General features: G+C 45.1%; 15 protein-coding genes. 6 read left to right on the top strand and 9 right to left on the bottom strand.

Annotation, left to right across the window (positions count from 1 at the left end; all coding sequences use genetic code 11):
- Positions 1-89 precede the first annotated feature (89 nt).
- Positions 90-1,505, bottom strand: coding sequence for a melibiose:sodium transporter MelB (melB, locus tag KHN78_RS14440; protein WP_211916619.1), 1,416 nt, complete (start codon positions 1,503-1,505; stop codon positions 90-92).
- Positions 1,506-1,614: 109 nt separating this feature from the next.
- The gene (locus KHN78_RS14435; RefSeq protein ID WP_211916617.1) at positions 1,615-2,973 is read right to left on the bottom strand and encodes an alpha-glucosidase/alpha-galactosidase; all 1,359 of its coding nucleotides are present in this window, start codon (positions 2,971-2,973) and stop codon (positions 1,615-1,617) included.
- Between the two features lie 294 nt (positions 2,974-3,267).
- Between KHN78_RS14435 and melR the strand changes: the two genes are divergently transcribed.
- Positions 3,268-4,269 (top strand): transcriptional regulator MelR, encoded by a 1,002-nt coding sequence (melR, locus tag KHN78_RS14430; RefSeq protein ID WP_211916616.1) that lies wholly within the window; start codon positions 3,268-3,270, stop codon positions 4,267-4,269.
- Positions 4,270-4,293: 24 nt separating this feature from the next.
- Here the strand turns inward: melR and KHN78_RS14425 are convergent, their stop codons facing one another.
- Complete coding sequence (locus KHN78_RS14425; RefSeq protein ID WP_211916615.1) at positions 4,294-4,812, bottom strand: RNA methyltransferase; 519 nt, start codon at positions 4,810-4,812, stop codon at positions 4,294-4,296.
- Positions 4,813-4,973: 161 nt separating this feature from the next.
- The gene (locus KHN78_RS14420) at positions 4,974-5,705 is read right to left on the bottom strand and encodes a nucleoside phosphorylase (protein ID WP_211916614.1); all 732 of its coding nucleotides are present in this window, start codon (positions 5,703-5,705) and stop codon (positions 4,974-4,976) included.
- A 234-nt stretch (positions 5,706-5,939) separates the two neighbouring features.
- On the opposite strand from KHN78_RS14420, the gene KHN78_RS14415 reads away from it, so the two are divergent.
- On the top strand, positions 5,940-6,620 hold the full coding sequence (locus KHN78_RS14415; RefSeq protein ID WP_211916613.1) for a Crp/Fnr family transcriptional regulator: 681 nt from the start codon (positions 5,940-5,942) through the stop codon (positions 6,618-6,620).
- 127 nt (positions 6,621-6,747) lie between these two features.
- On the opposite strand, the gene KHN78_RS14410 is transcribed toward KHN78_RS14415, so the two are convergent.
- Positions 6,748-7,953 carry a NupC/NupG family nucleoside CNT transporter gene (locus KHN78_RS14410; RefSeq protein ID WP_411912353.1) on the bottom strand — a complete coding sequence of 402 codons (1,206 nt, stop codon included), beginning with the start codon at positions 7,951-7,953 and terminating at the stop codon, positions 6,748-6,750.
- 5 nt (positions 7,954-7,958) lie between these two features.
- A complete protein-coding gene (locus tag KHN78_RS14405) occupies positions 7,959-8,501 on the bottom strand; it encodes an NAD(P)H-dependent oxidoreductase (protein ID WP_211916612.1) in 543 nt (180 codons plus the stop codon).
- A gap of 660 nt (positions 8,502-9,161) precedes the next feature.
- On the opposite strand from KHN78_RS14405, the gene KHN78_RS14400 reads away from it, so the two are divergent.
- Together KHN78_RS14400 and guaD are read left to right on the top strand one after the other, a co-directional pair.
- Positions 9,162-10,580: a solute carrier family 23 protein gene (locus KHN78_RS14400; protein ID WP_223917803.1), complete on the top strand. Its 1,419-nt coding sequence runs from the start codon at positions 9,162-9,164 to the stop codon at positions 10,578-10,580.
- On the top strand, positions 10,577-11,944 hold the full coding sequence (guaD, locus tag KHN78_RS14395) for a guanine deaminase (RefSeq protein ID WP_211916611.1): 1,368 nt from the start codon (positions 10,577-10,579) through the stop codon (positions 11,942-11,944). Before KHN78_RS14400 ends, guaD begins: the two co-directional genes overlap by 4 nt.
- 382 nt (positions 11,945-12,326) lie before the next feature.
- On the opposite strand, the gene KHN78_RS14390 is transcribed toward guaD, so the two are convergent.
- The 3 genes from KHN78_RS14390 to fdhF form a co-directional block, all read right to left on the bottom strand.
- Positions 12,327-12,698, bottom strand: coding sequence for a hypothetical protein (locus tag KHN78_RS14390; RefSeq protein WP_206513221.1), 372 nt, complete (start codon positions 12,696-12,698; stop codon positions 12,327-12,329).
- Between the two features lie 277 nt (positions 12,699-12,975).
- Positions 12,976-14,820 (bottom strand): amidohydrolase, encoded by a 1,845-nt coding sequence (locus KHN78_RS14385; RefSeq protein ID WP_211916610.1) that lies wholly within the window; start codon positions 14,818-14,820, stop codon positions 12,976-12,978.
- Between the two features lie 279 nt (positions 14,821-15,099).
- Positions 15,100-19,338, bottom strand: coding sequence for a formate dehydrogenase subunit alpha (gene fdhF, locus KHN78_RS14380; protein ID WP_211916609.1), 4,239 nt, complete (start codon positions 19,336-19,338; stop codon positions 15,100-15,102).
- 313 nt (positions 19,339-19,651) lie between these two features.
- Here fdhF and KHN78_RS14375 point away from each other — a divergent pair, with 313 nt between their 5' ends.
- Both KHN78_RS14375 and KHN78_RS14370 read left to right on the top strand, forming a co-directional pair.
- The gene (locus KHN78_RS14375) at positions 19,652-20,086 is read left to right on the top strand and encodes a hypothetical protein (RefSeq protein WP_211916608.1); all 435 of its coding nucleotides are present in this window, start codon (positions 19,652-19,654) and stop codon (positions 20,084-20,086) included.
- 138 nt (positions 20,087-20,224) lie between these two features.
- Positions 20,225-21,622, top strand: coding sequence for a TolC family protein (locus KHN78_RS14370; protein ID WP_211916607.1), 1,398 nt, complete (start codon positions 20,225-20,227; stop codon positions 21,620-21,622).
- Positions 21,623-21,627: the final 5 nt, after the last annotated feature.

Here is a 21,627-nt window from a genome sequence, read left to right as displayed (position 1 = left end):
TCTAGTCTTTTTGATAAAACAATGCCCCGCAACTGCGAGGCATTGTTTTTAACGTGATAGAGAATATTAAGTCTGTCGTGATTTAACTTTTAACCGTTGCTTGATGCGATGGGTATTGTGACCACGGGAATCGTCTCATCTGTTCTATCACCGTATTTGTCCATCAATTGATCTTGGATCTTTTGCTGGAACTCACCATTTAACTTATAGAACTTAAAGTAAATAAACAGAGTAATCGCAAAGAAGATACTTGGTAGTGCGACCATCACATACTGCATACCTTGAATGGTCTCAGCCGATTGCACGACATTTGGCACATAATTGACCAAGGATAAACTTAAACCAATAAAGAATGCTGCGAAAGCAGAGCCCCCTTTCACCACCAATGTTTGCACCGAGTAAGCCACACTTTCACAGCGCACTCCTAGCTTACATTCACCGTAATCCACCGTATCAGCAACCATGATGACTTGAAGCACCCAGAAGAATGCCGTGCCAATATTCAAACATACACCCGCTAGAACAATCAGCGGTACCGTAACAGAACCTGTAATACCAATAAACATTAACACGACACTGCCCAATAGCGGCATGATGGATGCGCCCGCCCAAAGCACACGACGCGAAACAAATCGAGCCAATTTAGGGAAGATAGCCAAAGTAATCAGATTAGCAATACCCGCGTATGCCATGTAGTAAGGGAATAAGTCCTCTCGGCCCAAAACATAAGTGAAGTAGTAAACGGCAAAACCAGTAATGATATTGGTCGCTAAGTTGTAGCACAGTGACATGCAAAGCAAGCTGGATAACTGATCATTTTTATAGATCATGCCGAGCAATTGCTTAATCGACATTCTTTCGTTAGATTGTTCATCACTTTGAGCCGAAGAGTAACGCTCGTGCACATTGGTGAGCGTTATAGCGGTCGAAATTACAAAGAACGCCACTAACACCCAAGTAAACATTTGGAAACCAAAACCTTTGTCATCCCCGCCAACATAATCCACAAACGGCATGACGACAGCAGCCGTTACAATCCACGCAAGGCTCGCAAAGAAGCGGGGAAAAGGCACTAGTTCTTCACGTTCGCGCTTATCTAAAGTTAACGTCGGAACCAATGACCAAAAAGGGATATCCATTAGGGTGTAAGTCATACCCCATAAAATGTAAGTGAACGCAATGTAGGGAATCAGCCATGGTCCTTCAATATGATGAGCACTAAATACCAACACAAGCGCAATTGAGTTAGCAATCGTGCCAATAAAGATCCACGGTTTAAACTTACCCCACCGTGAACGGGTATTGTTCACAATCCACCCCATGATCGGGTCATTCACCGCATCCCAAATTCGAGCCACGAGGAAAATGGTTCCGACTATACCCGCCGATATCCCAACGACGTCTGTGTAATAGTACATTAGATACATATAAACGATGCCGATAGCAAAATCTTTACCGTATGCGCCCAATCCATAACTGAGCTTGGTTTTAAAAGAGACGCTCATGTGCATTCCTTACAGCGTAATGCTGTGTTTATTCATTCGTTATTGGAGGGTGTTACTTAAGGAGATATAACACCCTGTTTTAGTTATTCTTTGTATTCGCTATTTTGTTTTACTGCTTTTGATGCACCCACGTTGGTAGCCAATCACCATGAGCTTCTATCAGTTCATCGACCAGAGCATAAATTTCTTCCAGGCCTAGCACGGCTGCGGTGTGAGGATCGAGCAATGCGGCATGGTAAATGCGATCTCGGTTTTCAGTCAAAATGGCCTCTGTGAGCAGTGTTTGCACATTTATATTGGTTTGCATAAGCGCGGCTAAATGATTAGGAAGTGCACCAACTTTGGTTGGCTGAATACCATTTCTGTCAACTAAACATGCGACCTCGACACAACAACCTTGAGGCAGATTGGCAATGACACCATCGTTTTTCACGTTGCCATAAATAACACTTGGTGTACCCGTCCAAATAGAATTCATGATCGTACTGGCATACTCATGAGACTCTTTTATCTCAATCTTGTCGGCTTGTTTAAAGGCCTCAAGATCTTTCTTCCAGTTCGCAATTTGTTCCACACAACGTTTTGGGTATTCGTCCAACGGCACTTTATAGCGCTCAATCAAATCGGGACGATTCGGTTTAATAAAGTAAGGCGTATATTCGGCGAAATGTTCCGAGGATTCTGTGACGAAATAGCCAAGCTTCTTAAACATTTCATAGCGAACAATATTTTCACAACGAGGATTACCATGAATATTTGACTTAGGTACAGAGCCGGCCTCATACGCCGCCAATAAATCGGGATAGATACTGTGATATCCACCTTGCTCGTCCCGTTTTTCTAGTGTGAGGTAGTAAGCCATATGGTTGATGCCCGCGCAGGTATAACGCAAATCAGCGTAATCAATGTCGAGATCTCGAGCCAACTCCTCAGCGGTACCTTGTACCGAGTGACACAACCCTACCTGTTTAATATGCGGGAACTTTTCATACATCGCCCACGTATTCATGGCCATTGGGTTCACGTAGTTCAGCATGGTTGCTTCTGGACACACTTCCGTCATGTCTTCACACAATTTCCAAAGATGAGGAATAGTACGCAAAGAACGCATGATTCCACCCACGCCTAACGTATCCGCGATGGTTTGCTCTAACCCATAACGTTTACACACATCAAAATCGATGACCGTACAAGGTTCATATCCACCTATTTGGAATGCCACCACAACAAAGTCTGCATTTTCGAGCGCCTCTTTCTGGTTTAAATGACAGCTAATTTGTCCTGTTGCGCCTGCGCTCTCCATCAATTTTGAGATCACAAAGTGTGATTCTTCTAAACGCACTTCATCAATATCCATCAAGGCAATATGTGCATCTTTTAGTGCTTCTCTGTGAAAAACATCACCGAGGATATTTTTTACAAAGATGGTGGACCCTGCTCCGATAAAGGTAATTTTTGGCGAATTCATTTCTGTATCCTTTGCTTTGCGATTTGTTGAATACAGAATGTCATTTGTACTACGGTTTTTGCGTCCCATATCTGCGAGTAAAAATCCCATTTTCTCAGATATAAACACCTAACATCATTGATCTGAGAAAATGGGAATAATTAACGCCTTTATAGGAATCCCAAAGACTGTTTGCTCCAATGCACACTTTTGCACTAATTAAGCGATGAATTTTTAGAAATCATGCACCAGCTATCATTACTGCAATTCCTACTTTGTTAGGTTGGTGTGCATACCGTCTAAAAGGAGATCATCGTGACCAGAGTAGAAAACTGCAGCTATACACTCGCCACGCTTGATCATTACGGCGATGAAACTCAATGCGTGAGTCCCCTGTCGCTCTATTCTCAATCCCAACAAGTCGATGCCGAACTGAGAGCGCCTCATGCAATGTCGAGTAACCACTGGCATGGACAAGTAGAAATCAACATTCCCTTTGGTGATGATGTGGATTACGTCATCAACGGCGAGCTTGTTACAATTAAAGCGGGACATGTTGGCCTATTTTGGGCGACGGTACCTCACCGGTTACTCAATCCAAACCAAGCGCATAATATGGGTATCCTAAATATCCCAATCCATCTATTCCTTACCTGGCCATTAAACAAAGAGATGGTGAATCAAATTACCCATGGTCTGGTCTTACAATCAGATCATCGGGATTTAGTCTGTGAGTTTGAGCTCCAGCGGTGGTGTGCTGAACTGACTCATCCGGCATCGAATATCCAACAGCTTGCTACTGATGAGATAAGCATGATGCTCAAACGATTGGGATTAGTCGGGTGGGAAAAGATCAACGTCGGTCAAATCAAGACAGCTCATCAAGCAGGCGTATCAAAACACGCTCAACAGTACGTCAGCCAGATGCTAGAGTTCATCGCGCGAAATTACGACTCCCAACTCACCGTCAAGCAAGTCGCCGAGCAAGTCACGCTTAATCAGAACTACGCATCGGAAATTTTTCAACGCGTGATGCAAATGACCATCAAACAGTATGTAACAACGATGCGTATTAACCATGCAAGAGCGCTGCTGTCGGATACAGAGAAAAGCACACTAGACATTTCGCTGACGGTGGGCTTTAACTCGAATAGCCGTTTTTACGATACATTTCAAAGGTATGTTGGGGTTTCTCCCCAAAAGTATCGCAAGCTAGCACGAGCAGAGATGGCGCGTTCAAAGTCCAATAATGATGAATATGAATGTAAGGTGGCAGGAGCCAGTGATGGAAAACATCCTCTGGCTGCTATGAAATGATTTCGATGACGCGGGAGGCAGCGTTTAAGCGCAAGTTTTCACTTTAAGGCGGTTTTTATTGTCCCGATTTGCGATGACTTGTTGGTGATGATCAATGGCATCTAGCGATTTCGCCAAACGATCATACAAAACCACATTCACTGTCGCTGCTAGGTTCATACATCCGGTTGTCGGAACATAAACCACATGATGCGCTTTATCGACAACCTCTTGCGGTAATGACCCATCTTCAGGACCAAACACATACACCGCTTTCTTTGGGTGGGAAAAGTGAGGAAGTGCCGTTGCACCCACCGCCAGTTCAACGCACACAATTTCTACATCACTTTCAAGCTCAGCAGTAAGATCATCCATCTCAACCAAACCAATGCGTTCATGCATATTCTTAGTGTCTGTTTGAAATTTTGCCGCACGATTATAACGCGTACCGTTGTAACGTACTTGTGTTGCGTCATAACAGCCTGCTGCACGCATTACTGCACCAACATTGGTTGGATTTTTAGGATTGTGCAGGCCAATAATCACCGTTGACTGTGTTGTCATTACTTGTGTTCTACTTGTTTAGGTTGGAGTAAAAACGAAGCGAAGAATTTTAGTCGAGAGCGCACAACATCGCTAGAGAAAAAAAACCAAAGAAAGAGCATCAACGCCACAAATTGTTTAACCAACCTATTGTGGCGTTGTTATACAGATAAAAAACCGACTTAATCGACGTTAATTAGCGCTTCAAGTGCTGCTATCGACGCGGTCTTTTCACCTTGCATCATCACTTCGGCTTCATTGACGTATTGATCTACGCCCTCTTTTACATCTTGTTGGTAAAGCACCACATTATTCAAAATAGCGGCAACATTAAGGCCACGTAAACGTCCAACAGCAAAAAGGGCTGACGTTTCCATATCCGCACCAAGAATGCCTTTCTTATTCCAATATTCACAGATGCTATCTTCATCATCTGTGTAGAAACTATCGTGAGAGCGAACAACACCAAAATAGTACGGCGTGGCTTGACCAGATAAGAAATGTTCTAACGATTTCAATAATGAAAAACTCGCATACGCCGGATAAGAGGCTTCCACATACGCTTTCGAGCCCCCCTCATCACGCACAGCCCCCTCAGCAACAATGAGATCGCCAAGTTGGATGCCACTTTGCATGGCCCCAGCTGATCCCACACGCACAATATGAGTGACGCCACACTGTTTAAGCTCTTCTACTGCAATGATCATGGATGGAGCACCAATACCTGTACTACACACTGATACTGGTACCCCTTTGTATCGTCCAGTAAATAAACGGTATTCACGGTTTTCTGAAACCATCTCTGCGCTATCAAACAGGGTCGCAATACGGGTTGCTCGATCAGGTTCACCGCAAACAATCACAAGGGGTGCGACTTGCGTTTCATCAACACCAATATGAGGCTGTTTAAGCATGGGATAATCCTCTAATTCTTATTTTTTATAGACTTTGATTCTTTCTCAAATATTGAACGGATAAATAGGTATCCAATTTCGTTCAAGAAAGTTCGAAGTCCGTCAGCAATGTGTATAAACTACGCCAATCTTAATGGGACTCAGACTAAAACTAGAGGACATTTGTCCTTTGAACTCCCATAAACCGTGACATAAAGAAAAGAAAAATCACCGTTTCATTCATTCGAGAACACTATGAGAATCAAACCGTATCCGAAAGGTCGCTTCAGCACCTTATTGGCCAAAAAGGCAACGGACTTTCGGGCATTCATTTATCAATGCCAGATAGGCAGCCGCTACTTCAATTCAGGTGATGCGATCCTAAAGCAAGGAGAACCTTTAGATTACATTTATGTGGTGCCTGCCGGACGGGTTTCGATGAGTATTTTGGCCGCCAATGGTCGACGCTTTCAGTTAGGTGAAGCTAACTGTGATGATCATATTTTTGGTGAGATGGAGTATTTCACGGAAACGCCTTGCCAGTGGAGCGTGGTGGCAGATGAGCATATGCAAGTTGACATCATTTGCATTAAAAAGCTAACGGAGTTGCTTCACGCTCAGCCTGAAATGCTGTTTTTCTTTGCTTCTGCATTAGCGGATGATTATCAAGACTCTTTAGATATTTATACCAACCGCTTGTTACATCCAATTGCGTATAACATTGCGTATGATCTATTGGAGAGGCAGCAAGCTACCCCCTCGCTCAGTGGGTTCGACAAGGTAAACCAAGAAGCGGAACGTTTTGGAACGTCTGGCCGAGTTTACCGCCGCGCAGTGAAAACATTGATGGAAAAAGATCTTATCCGAAAAGGGAAACTGGGATTAGAAATCGTCGATGAGCAAGCGCTCAAGCTATTTCTTGATACTTACGAATAATAAAATAAGAAATAAAGCGACTAAAACCTCTTAAAAGAGCCACTTAAAAGCAAAACGCCACCAGCAAAAGCAAGGTGGCGTTTTCATTATCGGGATTAGATTAGAGCCGTCTTGTCTAATCTCTTAATTAAACGAACAGGCCTACGATCGCAGCGTTCATTAAGTTCGCTAATGTTGCCGCAAGCAGTACTTTCATACCCAGTTTACCGATCACACCAGCACGTTCAGGGATCATGCTACTTAGAGCACCACACACCATCGCAACAGAACCAATGTTCGCAAAACCACATAGCGCAATGGTCATGATCGCCGTAGTACGATCGCTTAGTTCAACTGCCCCCATGCTCGCAAAAGCCACAAACTCGTTTAGTGCAATTTTCTGACCTAAGAACGCACCTGCATTCATCGCTTCATTCCAAGGTACACCAATTAACCATGCAACCGGTGCAAAGAAGAAACCTAGAATCACGTCTACCGTGATACCCTCAAAGCCAAAGTAGCCGCCAATCGCTCCAAGAGCACCATTAAGCATCGCCATCAAACCAATACATGAAATGATAACCGCGCCCACGATAGCCGCAATAGAAGTACCAGCAATAGCACCTTTCGCAACTGCATCAATAAAGCTCGTTGGTTTTTCGTTATCTGGAAGTTCTGGCACTTCGTCGATAGTCTCTTCCGTTTCTGGAATGATCAGTTTTGCAAACATCAATCCAGCAGGCGCTGACATGAAACACGCCATGATAAGGTAGTTTAGATCCACCCCCATGCCAGCAAGACCCGCTAGAATTGAACCTGCGATCGAAGACAAACCACCCACCATAATGGCAAAGATTTGTGCTCGAGTAAGCACTCGGTGGTATGGCTTAACAAGCAAAGGGGCTTCTGTTTGACCCAAAACAATGTTGCCTGCTGCGTTCATTGATTCCGCACGAGAGGTGCCCAATACGCGCTGCAAACCGCCACCGATAATGCGCACAAACCATTGCATGATACCCAAGTAGTACAGCAATGACGTCAGTGATGCGGTAAAGATGATTTGTGGCAAAACTTGCAATGCCCAGATAAATCCAATGCCATCGACACTAAAGTTTACTAGGCTGCCGAAAGCAAACTTAATACCCTCAGTACCGTAGCTAAAGACTTTACCTACACCGTTAGAAATCGCGAGCAGAACGTCAGCACCGATATCGGTCGCCAGCACGAAACCTGCGACAATAAGAATAATGCCAAACGCACCCGCAACTGCACGCCAGCTAATTTTGCTTCTGTTTTCAGAGCATAGGAAGCCCACGCCAAGAAGTACGGCGATACCAATTAAAGATTGAAACATAATGATTATCCGATGTTATCGTTTACAGCAATAATGACTTTTACAGTGTGCTCATGAGCCAATTTAATGGTCTTTTCTACATCCCCACCCTCTTCAGGAATAGCATTCATCTCGAACGTGACAATCGTATCGAGAATATCCATCTCTGCCGCTTTAAAAGCGTGCTCAAAAGAGCGTTGGTAGTTTTCTAGAGGCATAAAGTTGAAGCCTGTTTCTGAGTAAGACTCAGCCGTCGCTCCCGCTGTAATTGAAAACAGCAACTTTTTGCCTTTTAATTGACTGCCGTCGGGACCAAAAGCAAAACCGTAAGTGAAGACTTGATCGATCCATTCTTTCATGACCGATGGAAAAGTACTCCAGTAAAGAGGGAACTGCACAACAACGACGTCTGCTTTTAGGAGCCGCGCCTGCTCTGCTTTAATATCGTTGGTAAAATCTGCCGCGTGGGTAATTTGCCAATCCGTGTGTTGTCCTAGCAGACGAAGGATCTCCGCATTAGCAAAAGATTTATCCAAGTTTGGATGACCATTGATAACAAGTACGTTCATGGTATTAACCTTTATCGATTGCGCTTTTACCTCTTTCTTACATTTCACCATCCCCTGTTCCGAAAGCGAACTTTCCGTTAAGGGAAGAGAGAAAAGAAAAGCACATCTCTTTTTGTTTATTAAGAATTTGAGCCAAGCATAACGTTGACTCAATCAGAACGAGAGGACAAAAGTCCCTCTTGTTTGGTGTCAGGTCAAAAGTTTAAGAATTCCACTCACACTGATGGTGCAATTGGACTAACTTACCTGCTCTGGGTCACCAGGGCGCGGGATTCTCCCACACAAATCGCTTGGAATGAACAACCAAATAGACACAGAATTTGTTGTCAACATGATAAATATTTTTTATCGCAAACTAACCAAAGACCCTAGTCAGAAAATTAATCGATATAAATCAGTAAATTAATGAGTTTTCATAACAAAAAAACAAAGAGAAAAACCCAAAAGGCAAACGTTTGCTTTTTGTGATTGATAATGTAGAATTCCCGCACTTTCTACTCGATGGCCAAACACCGTTATTCTGCAACGGTTATTTCGTCACCAATTTCGACAAGTTAACGTTTGCTATGCACTGATTCCTTGAAAATCAGCGCAGGCTTTTTGCAACCTAAAAACCGCTATTCCAATCCAGTAGCGGCAAGACTATTTGCTGATTGTCTAATGAATACAAACCAAACACCCAACATTGATGAACCGATTTCAATCCCTCGCTCGCTCTCTTTGGGCGCTCAACACGTTCTCGCAATGGACTTATACATTGTCCCGATTATTCTGGCGAGTTTGCTATCTTTAACGGTCGCGGATACTTCTTCTCTTATCCAAATGACATTTGTTGTTGCTGGTCTAGCGACCATATTCCAATCTCGTTTCATGTTAAAACTGCCAGTAATGCAAGGCCCTTCCTACATTCCGATTGGTGCCATCGCCGCTATCGGTAAAACCATGGGAATGGGCGCAGTTTATGGTGCACTTATCCCTGTCGCATTGTTTGTTGCTCTATTGGGTAAACCGCTTAACTTATTCAGCAAAGTCGTGAAAAAATTCGTACCGCCAATTGTAGGTGGGACGGTCATTATTGTGGTTGGCATCTCTCTATTACCGATCGCCTTTAATGGTATCTACAGCAGTGAAAATGCAAGCCAAAACATTGTGATTGCGCTCGTCAGTATTGTTTCATTATGTAGCTTTATTCTGCTTGGCTGCATGTGTCATAAACTGCACTGGTTACGCTTAACGTCTGTTTTGGGTGCTATTGTTCTGGGCACGATTGCCGCCTCTTTTTATGGCATGACGGACTTCTCTTCGGTAGCACAAGCGGCATGGGTTCAATTACCAAGCCTCTTACCATTCGGTGAACTTGTGTTCGATCCTGTGGCAATTCTCACCATGCTATTCATCTCTGTGATTGTGCTTGTTGAAACCACGGGTACTTGGTGTGCGATAAGCGCGGTGACGGGAGTAAAACTGGAAGACGAGCGTTTAAATCGAGGGGCAACTGGCGAAGCGGCAGGTCACTTTATCTGTTCCCTACTTGGTGGCAGCCCGGTGACTGGTTACTCAACCAATGCGGGCATCATCGCTGTGACAGGTGTAGCATCACGCCGTGCAATTATTGCCGGTGGTTTTATCCTGCTTTTACTTGGTTTAATGCCAAAGCTGACTAGCATCATTGCTTCCATTCCACATGCGGTTATCTCTGGCATCTTTACGGTTATCTGTGTGGTCATTGCCATGAACGGCTTCCGTGTTATCCAGCACATTCAGCTTTCAGAGCGCAATATGTTGGTTGTTGGTCTTCCTATTATGCTGTCACTTGGCGCGGTTCTAATGCCAAGAGAGTTAGTTTACGGATTACCAGAACTAGTGGGATATCTCGTTAACTCAGGTATCGCCATTGGCGCATTAGCAGCGGTTGTCTTGAACTTTATTCTGCCTATGGATAAAGAAACTCAAAACGTGTCACAGGCCAATGACAATACAACGTTAAACGATACTGAGCTAAATAATGCTACGTCAAACAGCGTAGAAACTGGTCAACAGAACGTACAACCAAGCCAAGAAAAGGCAATGCAATCATGATCGCAACCAACGCTATTCAATTTGCGCTTCAAGGGGATATGTTTCACTGCCCAACCAAAGGGGAGTTTGAGTACTTATCTGACGCGCTTATCCTCATTGACCTCAATGGTAATATTGCCGCTACTTACCAACCGTGCGATGCCGAATACGCCCTCGCGCGCGATGAGTTAAAACTGGCGGGTAAACTTACCGAGCTGACAAAAGGCCAATATCTATTACCTGGGCTTGTTGACTTGCATTGTCATGCACCACAATGGCCTCAAGCTGGAAAAGGATTAGATTTACCCCTGTATGATTGGCTACAAAACTACACCTTTCCGTTAGAAAACCGCTACACTGATTTAGACTTTGCGAAAGAAGTCTATGGCGATGTGACGAAGACGTTATTAGCAAATGGCACCACCAGTGCGGTGTATTTTGCGTCCATCCATCGTGAGCCAACCGAGTTACTTGCACAAACCTGTTTAGATGTTGGTCAACGTGCGTTTGTGGGCAAAGTGAACATGGACAACGCAGAACAGTGTCCAGACTACTACCGCGAAGCCAATATTGAAAAAGCGCTTTATGAAACCGAATTGTTCGTCAACAATGTGTTTAGCTTAAAAGGCAACGACTCTGGTCTTGTATCACCTGTTATCACCCCTCGTTTTGTACCGTCTTGTACACCAACCATGCTGAATAAGTTAGGTGAACTGGTACAAAAATACGATTTACACATGCAGACCCACTGCTCTGAAAGCGACTGGGCGAGAGACTATAGCCAAACACAATTTGGTAAAACGGATATTGAGATCTATGCCGATGCAGGGCTTCTGAATAACAAATCTGTTCTTGCACATTCGATCTTCCTAACGGAGAACGACGTTGAGATGATCAAGCGTTACAACGCAGGTATTGGTCATTGCCCATTATCAAATATGTTTTTTGCTAACGCTGCCATGCAAACTCGTGAACTGCTTGATCACGGCGTTCAAATTGGACTAGGAAGCGATATCGCGGGAGCACCATCGCCATCCATTTTCCGTGCGGCTTTTGATGCAGTCAGCCACTCTCGTGTGCGCGAAGAAGGTGTGGATGTAAAATTGAGTGCGAGTGACCGTGGTACGGCGGGTTCACGAGTCAGCTTCGTTGAGGCATTTTGGATGGCGACCACTGGTGGGGCACAAGTATTGGATTCGAAAACAGGGGTATTTGCTAAGCATTTTCACTTTGATGCGATTGTCCTAGAAGCCAATAAAGACGTTGGTAACCTACGTATATGGCCGGACTTTGACACGCCAAAAGACATTCTTGAGAAGATCATCTGTTTAGCGCAAAAAGAAAACATCAAGCGTGTTTGGGTGCAAGGTAAACAAGTCGTGTAACTTATTTATCCTATCATCTTTCCATACTCTATTTCGTAAGCTCGATGTTATGCATCGAGCTTTTTTATACGAAGCTGTCTAAATCACAGTAAAGAACGGAATAGATAGGCAACCTCAAGGTGTTAAGGCGCGCGTTATATTCAAAACACGATTCCTAAACCTCTTATGCTCACAACGTGACAGCGTCACTAAAATTACTGCGTAAAATTGAATTATGTAATGGTTGATCGGTTTAGTGGTGGCGTCTCTGCGCTTTAAAAAATCACTTGATTAGGTGACTACTCGATACCAAAACGCCTCCAAAATGGGAGGCGTTCTTAATTGAGTACCTACTCCGTACTCACAATCCAGTTTGAATCGTTAAGCGTTAAGATCTGCAAACCTAGTAATATTCACCTAACGAGCAGTCGTGCAAGTCAGAGATTCGATAGTTACGTAATGAGTTGATTTGGAAATTAAATATCACTTCTTTACACACATTACGCCCACGATTACTAAACGTAATATAGCCCTCACTATAAGCTCGTTGCCCGTCGGTCGACTTAATGTCTGCGTTCAGCTCCAAGTGTGCCTTGTGCGCCTCAACTAAGACCATCATTTCTTGCACATTAAGCCACTCTTCTCGGTTCGCCATTTGAATCAACATAGATTCAGCCTGAGTTTCGAGCTTATGCGGATAAACATAAAAGTGGTTATAGGAAAAATAGGCACTGATTAAAATAAGGATTAACACTGCTGAGGTAGTTCTTGTCATGCAAGGTGCCTCTTATCGTTATGAATGTTTTGCTCTGCTTTAATGCTTTAATGCTATATCAAAGAAAATCGCTCAAAGACCATCAATGGCATCAAAGTAGTGAAGTTTAGGTTATAGAGTTAACACAAATAACAAGCGACGGTCAGCGTCCGTCAATTCCATGACAATCCGCCGCTTGATCTCACCTAAATTTAATCTGTGCTTTTGATGCCACTATCGTTAGACAGCTATGCTGTTTAATACCACTGCTATTTGATACCACAGCAGTTGGAAAGCACTACTGATCGATAGGAAAGAGCTTACTTTCAAACACCGTCGCATAAATTGGAATATCTTTGAGTTTGTTGATATCGACTTTATAAGGGTCTTGTTCTAAAACCGTAAAGTTCGCAATTTTACCCACTTCAATACTGCCTAGCGTGTCTTCCATCCCCCAAGAGTACGCCGCCTCAATAGTAATACCTTTAAGTGCTGCCTCTCGAGATAACGCAAGATCCTCACGCAATACTTTGCCAGAATTGGTCTGACGCGTTGCTGCACTCCAAGCAAGTAATAGCGGATCGGCAGGCGCCATTGGCATATCTGAATGCAACGATACTGGAATATTTTCTTTCTCTATCGTAGCCAAACGTACCATTGCATGAGCGCGATCCTCGCCTAACCCTACCTCTCCAAAGCGTTCTCCAAAACCGGTAACATAATATGGGTTAACACTGATAATTGCGCCAAGATCTTTAAGTTGTTTCACTTGCTTATCCGTAGAGTTGGCAAAATGAACGATGGTAAAGCGATGGTCCTCTCGAGGATATTCCGCTTGGCGACGTTGAAGAACTTCAATCAGTTGCTCAACCCCTTCATCTCCATTGACATGAACTAAGATCTGGTAGTCTTTCTCCCAAAATGACTTGGTAATATCTTCCACTTCTTGTGGCGTCTGTATCCACTCACCATGATGACCATCCAAGTAGCCATCTTTCATCATCATCAATTGCGAAATAATCGCACCATCAAACAACAACTTAACTTGATTCTTAAAGAAACGAACTTTACCCTCATCCGGAAATGTTTTAGTGATTTCTTCAACGGCTTCGACGACCCCGTCTTTGCCTTTCATAAAGTATGGTGTTTTACTCTCCGGAGTAAAAAATGAGTACATTGGAGTCTCTTCCGATCCGAGTATCTCTTTGTAGAGCTCTACCATATCTTCTGGAATAAATGCGCCTGGCTCGTTGTATGCCGTCACTCCTTTCTCATGTAGCATAACGACCATCTGCTCTAAACCAGCTCGGAAGCGAGCCTCACTTCCTAAATCCTTGTAGATACGAGGCAATAGATAAATCAACGCACCGCCTTCCCAGAAATGGCCATTTTCCAAATCTGACTGCGCTGCCACCTCTTTACCTTGCTTATCAATATCGGCTTGATTCAAGCCAAATTTTTCTACAAAAGCAGAGTTAACAAAGAACTCATGCGCAGAGCGATGCCACACAGCAATTGGACGTGTCTTAGAGATCTTGTCCAAATCTGATCGCGTTAACTCTCCATGAAAGAAATTATTGTAACCCCACGTCCACAGCACCTCGTTTGGATCTTCCATTCCTTTTTCTACGTCAGTCAGCGCTTGAATATAGGCTTCATGACCATTAACTGCAGGCCATGTGCGACCTGGCAGTTGCCACTCTTCTGGCGCAATGACGGGCATGCTGAGTGTCAATGCGCCCAGGAATGGATGTAGGTGCTGCTCAATGAAACCCGGCATGATCACCTTATCTTGTAGATCGACCTTTTCCGCATTTGGAAATTGTTTAAGTGCTTGTTGCTCTTTTCCGACAAAAACAATAGTGCCATCATCATCGGCGACCACCGCTTCGACGCGAGGTTGGTCCTCATCCATGGTAATAATGGTATTGGCAAGGTAGATTGTTTCTCCACTCGCAGCTTGCTCGATCGCTTTCGATGATTCTGTCGCAGTGTTCGCTTGTGATACTGAGCCAGATTGACTCTGTTCTGCTTTCACTTCTGGTTGCGTGGATGCCACCTCTTCTGCAGGACCACACGCCGTGATAGTTCCAACTAAGCCAAGCACAGCTCCAGCCAATAACGTTCGTTTAAATGGATTCATTTCTTTACCTGTTTGATTATATTTTTGAATTACATGAAAAACATGCCTATGTTCCTGTAGGTATATTCAATAAAGTAAAGATCGCTTTTGTCAGAGACGGGCGGATTTATCTCACAGTCTTAACTATGAAACATAAAAAAAGGCGAAAACCTAAATAAGATTTTCGCCTTTAGCCTTTAATACTAAGCACTAAGCACTAAGCACTAAGCACTAAGCACTAAGCACTAAGCAAAATACGAGAACGCCATGTTATGCGCAAGAATCACATTAACAGCCAGCCTAATTAACGGGCAAACAGTCCGCTACAAAACCGTTCGTTTCCACCACTGAAAGCACTTCCAATTTCACCGCTGCCACTTTGAACTCCGGAATCTTTGCATGCGGATCCGTAGCGGTGGTGGTTAGGCGGTTCACAGGCGACTCAACAAAGTGGAATGGAATGAACACCACACCTTTTTGAATACGCTTAGTCACAAAGGCATCAATCTCGATACTGCCACGACGTGTAGACACCTTCAAACGCTGACCATTACTGATACCTAGCGCTTCTGCATCCTCAACACTCACCATTGCACGTGGACCAGCAAGGTTATCCAACCCTTTGGTTTTGCGCGTCATAGTGCCGGTGTGGAACTGCTCAAGCACACGACCAGTCGTTAACACAAGCGGATACTCCTCATCTGGCAGCTCAGCCGCATAACGGAACGGTACGCCCACCATTTGACCTTTACCACGAGTAAACTGGGTTTGGTGCATGATGCGAGTACCTGCTGGGTTGTTCTTGTTACTCGGCCATTGCACTCCGTTTGGCGTTATCGCCTCCCAACGAAGACCTGCGTATTGAGGCGTCACTCGTGCAATCTCGTTAGTGATATCAGACACGCAGTGGTAGTCCCAATCACTGCCCATTGCATTGGCGATTTCTTGAACAATCCACCAATCTTCTTTCGCTTCACCCGGTGCCGTTACAACCGGATTCACACGCTGAACACGACGTTCCGTATTGGTGAAGTGCCCCGCTTTCTCTGCAAACGAGCAAGAAGGCAGAACCACATCCGCGTATTGCGCAGTTTCCGTTAGGAAGATGTCTTGAACCACCAAGAAATCGAGCGCTTCTAAGCCTTCAATGACGTGTGTTTGGTTCGGATCACTCAACACTGGGTTTTCCCCCATGATGTAAAGACCGCGAACGTCACGATGGCAAGCCGCATCGATGATTTCTGTCAGGGTTAAACCTTGTTCAGAAGGCAGGTTTGGTGCGTTCCATTCAATCGCAAACTTCTGACGCACAATAGGGTTGTACACCTTTTGATAGCCCGGGTAGCAGTTTGGCAAAGCCCCCATATCGCACGCGCCTTGCACGTTTGATTGACCACGCAGCGGGTTAATACCACCACCTTCAATCCCGATGTTGCCACACAGCAATTGCAGGTTAGCGATAGAACGCACGTTGTCATGACCTGTCGTGTGCTGAGTAATACCCATCGAATAGTACACCGCGGTACGATCTGCCGTACCGATCATGCGCGCCATTGCTTGAATATCTTCGGCTTTAACGCCTGTGACCAGTTCCACTTTATCGAGGTTGTAGGCTGGCGACATCACTTCTTGCAGTAAGGTATCAAAGCCGTCGACACGTTCTTCGATATACTCTTGATCGTACCAACCGTTCTTGATGATCTGCTGCATGACACCGTTTAGGAGCATCACATCCGTACCCGGACGGTGCGCCATGTACAACTCAGCATGCTCTGCCATATCGACACGTTTCGGGTCAGCTACAATCAAACGAGCGCCGTGATGACGAATTGCTTGTTTGATATGTGAAGCGATAATCGGGTGCGCCGATGTAGTATCCGAACCAATAATAAAGATTACATCAGAGTGCTTAATGCTAGGAATGTCGTTGGTCATTGCACCACTACCGAGTGATGCCTCAAGACCGGTTACACTCGATGCGTGACACAAGCGCGCACAGTGGTCGACGTTATTGGTGCCCAGTTCACGACGGACAAATTTTTGGAACGCGTAGTTGTCTTCGTTGGTGGTTTTCGCTGAAGAGAAACCCGCTAATGCGTTGCTGCCAAAATCTTGCTTGATGCCAGAGAACTTGCGCGCGACGAGTTGAATCGCCTCTTCCCAACTTGCAGGCTGCAACCAACCATCTTTACGAATCAAAGGCGTGGTAAGACGCTCTTCACTGCCAATGAAATCAAAACCAAAGCGCCCTTTCACACATAGCATGCCTTGGTTCACCGGCGAGTCACCGCCTTTGACGTAACGAATCGTATTGGTTGCTTCGTCCACGAACATAGTCAACTTACAGCCCACACCACAGTATGTACAAATGGTGTCGACCGCTTTCAGATCTTCAGTACGACCTTGTGAACGGTCACGACTATCGACCATCGCACCCGTTGGACACACTTGAACACACGCACCACATTGCACGCAGTTCGAATCGCCCATCAGAGTTAAACCATTCTTGTTAGTTCCAAAGTGTGGACGATCGTCTGGACGTAATGCCGGACGACCTTGTTTATCGCACACAAAGTTCAGTACACCGTGCACAGCTTTGTCGCGACACGCTTGGATACACTGACCACAGCTAATACAGCGGTTGGCATCAAACTCGATAAACTCAGAACTGCGATCAACTTCGTACTTATGACGCAAGTCTTTCGCACGAAGATCTAACCAATCTTGATGCGATTTGATCTGCAAGGAGAAGTCAAAGCTTTGCTCAGCTTCATATTCGGTGGAGTAATCACGCAGCGCACAATCGGTATTTGCCTGACAGCCACACTCTAGACAACGCGCGGCTTCCTTCATTGCTTCTTCGTTATCAAAGCCCAATTCCACTTCAGCAAAACTTTGCTCGCGTTGTGCTGGAGTCAGTTCAGGCATGATAGAGCGAGCGACTTTTTGGATGTTCTCGAAGTGAAGTGGATCGACTTGAGAGAGTTTCTTCTCTTTGCGCGAGTTGAACGCCACCTTTTGCATATCGGCCATATCGCCATTCAAAAACAGATCAATGGCTTTTGCCGCAACGCGACCATCACCCACCGCTTCAACGGCCGTTGCTGGACCACGGCGGAAATCACCAATACTGAAGATGTTACCCGTGCCTGTGTGCATGGTCTTGTCATCTGCATCAGCGGTGTTCCAACGCGTTAGCGGAATCGACAAATCTTCGCCTTCGAGGAAGCTCAAATCAGGCTTTTGCGAAACTGCCGCAATCACAGTGTCGAATTCTTCGGTAAAGAACTCGCCGGTTGGTTTAGGGCTTCGACGACCAGATGCATCTGGCTCACCCAACGCCATCCGCTCTAGACGAATCGCATTCACGCGTCCGTTTTCATCGGCAAGGTTTTCTGCAGGGTTGGTCAAGAAGTGGAATTTCACCCCCTCGTGTTCCGCTTCGACAATCTCGTAGTCTTCTGCCGGCATTTCGTCACGAGTACGACGATAAATCAAAGTGGTGTCTGCACCAGCTCGACGTGCAGTACGAGCACAGTCAATCGCCGTATTACCGCCGCCGATAACCGCAACTTTCTGACCTGTGACGTAGTTTTGCTCTGTCACATAATCTTTGAGGTAATCCACACCTAGGTAGCAGCCTTCAAGGTCGCTACCTGCGTAATGCATTTCCACCGCTTGAGACGCGCCAACAGCCAAACACACCGCGTCGTATTCTTCACTCAATTGAGAGAGTGTGAAATCCACACCCAACTTTTGATTAGTGCGAACTTGCATACCGTTACGGCACATTAACTCAACTTCTTTATCGAGAATGTCTTTTGGTAAGCGGTATTCAGGAATGCCATAACGAAGCCAACCGCCCGCTTTTGGCATGGATTCAAATACAGTAACGCCATAGCCTTCATTCGACAGGTAATAGCCTGCTGTCAAACCGCCTGGGCCACTACCGACAACCGCAATATTCAAGCCTTTGCTTGGTTTCTTTTCAGGTACGTAGGCTTCATGCGCTGACAAATCCGCATCCGCGGCGTGACGTTTAAGCTGACGAATAGCGATAGGCTCGTCGACTAAAGAGCGGCGACATTCGCTCTCACAAAATGCCGGGCACACGCGGCCAATCGATAGCGGCATAGGCAGTGTACGCTTAATCACTTCAATCGCTTTTTGATGATCGTTTTGTGCGATGTGATAAAGGTACGATTGAATATCCACGCCCGCTGGACATGCTGTTTTACATGGCGCTTCACAGTCGGCGTAATGATCGGTCATGATGCGATTCAGCGCTTTTCTACGGTGCTCGCTTAATTGCTCTGATTGAGTCACCACGTTTAGACCACGGTAAACTTCGAGTTCACACGCGCGTTTCGTGCTGCCACTTTCAACTTCGACAACACACAAATCACACGGTACTTTTTCATCGCTTTTATTCATTCCGCACAGTGATGGGATTTCGACCCCACACACTTTTGCTGCTTCTAAAAGGGTCAGCCCCTCTTCTACAATTCTATATTTTCCATCGATGACAATTTCTATCATACAACCTCCGCAGCAAAGCAAATCCACATCTGCCAAAATAAAGCCATGCATTCTATAAGGATAAACATTTGTTAGACAAGGTGGTGTGATACAAAACTTATAAACCACATTTTTTTCGTGTTATATGGCCACCAATAATTTGTCACGAAGTATCAAGAATCAGTATTCAACAAACGTTTAACTGCTCTCAAAGTCGCGAAACGTGTTCACTTTACGAAGGGGAAACCGAGAAAATTAAATATTGACCTTCCCCTTGGGTTAACCTTTAAAATAGATAAGGTTTTCATCACTTTCATCAAAAACGGGAAAAAGTATGCACTTGAAATCGCTGCATACAATCTGGTTAACTCTCTTTAGTACACTGGTACTTTTAGTATCGAGTGTGGCTAATAGTGAGCCTTTGATGAACATCCAAATGATGTCAAACGCAAACGGCATGATGAATCATGGGCAATCTATGATAAAAAGCAACAGCGAACACTGTGGCATGCCCGATATGATGGACGACTCCATAACAGACGTTTCCATGAGCGAAGATGGCAACGATACAGAAACCGACATGAACTGCGGAGGCGGTTCCGGCATGGTTCACACCTGCTGCACTGCCGCGTGCACCATCGTGTTTGCCCCTCTTCCTATTCCTGTAAATTACACATCGCAAATAGTTTATCGCGCAGCAATTTCCCCTGAAAAGATTTCCCCAGTAGTACACGTCAGTCAAGACTTGTATAGACCGCCTATAGTTTAAATCCGTCAAGCATTCGACCCTGCGAGTATCTCGTAGGTTGTTTTAATGCGCCTGAGCGATGGCGATAAGACTGATTTATTGTTCTAGCGATAGCCCAAATCCGTCCTCCATCGATCCGGCGAACACTGGATTTAGATTATGGAATTCAAACCATACAATCAATTAGCATCAGTATGCTCCCTAGCCTTGGTTTTTGCACCTGCTGTAGTGAATGCCACAATACCAAGCAAAGAAACCAAAGCAGCTAACCTGTCTGCACCAGAGATGCGTACCTCCACGGATAAACTTGCGCAACTGATTAATGTTGCCTTGAGTAATGATGGCAACCGCAAGCAATATTCAGCGCAATCTGCAGCCATGCGTGAAACAGGTGTCGCAAGTTCAACCTTAATGGACCCAAAACTGAAAGTGGGTTTCGGTGGTTTACCTGTCGACAGCTTCAAGTTCGATGAAGATCCAATGACCAACATCTCTGTTGGGTTGATGCAGCAATTCGAACGTGGCTCGACACTCGATTTGCAACAGAAGAAAGCCAATCAACAAGCCGATGGTCTTGGACTTCAAGTCCATGCTCGTGAGCTTGAGGTGGCCAACAGCATGACTCAACTTTGGCTAGAGCTTGGCTATCAACAACAAGCTGAGCAAATCTTGCGAGAAAACCGTAAGTTGATGAAGGAAATGGAAAGCTTTATTCAAACCAACTATTCGATTGGTAAGAGTGAAGCGCAAGACCTGCTCAACGCCCAACTTCAAGTGAGTAAGTTAGATGACAAACTGCAAGCCAATGCGCAGATGCAACGTCGTCTTATCTCTCAACTCTCCGAATGGCTGGGATCAGACTGGTTGGCGAACGAACAAGCTCTGCATGCAAGTAATCAACTGAACTGGAACACACTAAACAGCAAACTTGCGTCCAGTATTGATTCTACTAAGCACTACCAACAACTCAGCCAGCACCCAATGGTTAAAATGGCAGATGTGAGTATTTCTACCAATAAAACTCAGGTCGAAATTGCTGAGCAAGCCTACAACCCTCAGTTTGGTGTCGAGGTGATGTACGCTTATCGTCAAGCCAACAATATGAAGGGCGAGCCAGCGTCAGACTTGGTCAGCGCTTATCTCACTATGGATATTCCTTTGTTCACTGGTGACCGTCAAGATCGCAATCTTGCCGCTGCACAGTACCAAGTTGGCGCGGCACAATCACAAAAAGACACCTTATTGACACAAATGAACGCCAAAGTGAACACTTTGTTGGTTGATCGCGGCAACCTAACCCAGCGTCTAGAACGTTATCAATCCACCTTATTACCTCAAGCAAAAGCGCGCATTCAAGCCGTGGAGCGAGGTTACCAAAACAACACCGCACAGTTTAACGATGTGATTTCTGCCACGACTGATGAGTTGGCATTACAGCTAGAGCAACAACGTCTGTTAACCGATCTCAACATCGCAAACAGCAATTTAGCCACCCTACTCGGCGGCTTCGACTATCAAGTAGCTTCCCCTGAAGCTCGCTCTATCTCGGCATATTAATTTGT

Origin of the sequence: Vibrio sp. B1REV9, from assembly GCF_905175395.2 — a bacterium.
GTDB classification, from domain to species: Bacteria; Pseudomonadota; Gammaproteobacteria; order Enterobacterales; family Vibrionaceae; genus Vibrio; species Vibrio alfacsensis.
Note: the sequence above shows the minus strand (reverse complement) of the source record. Positions and strands in the feature narration are given on the sequence as shown.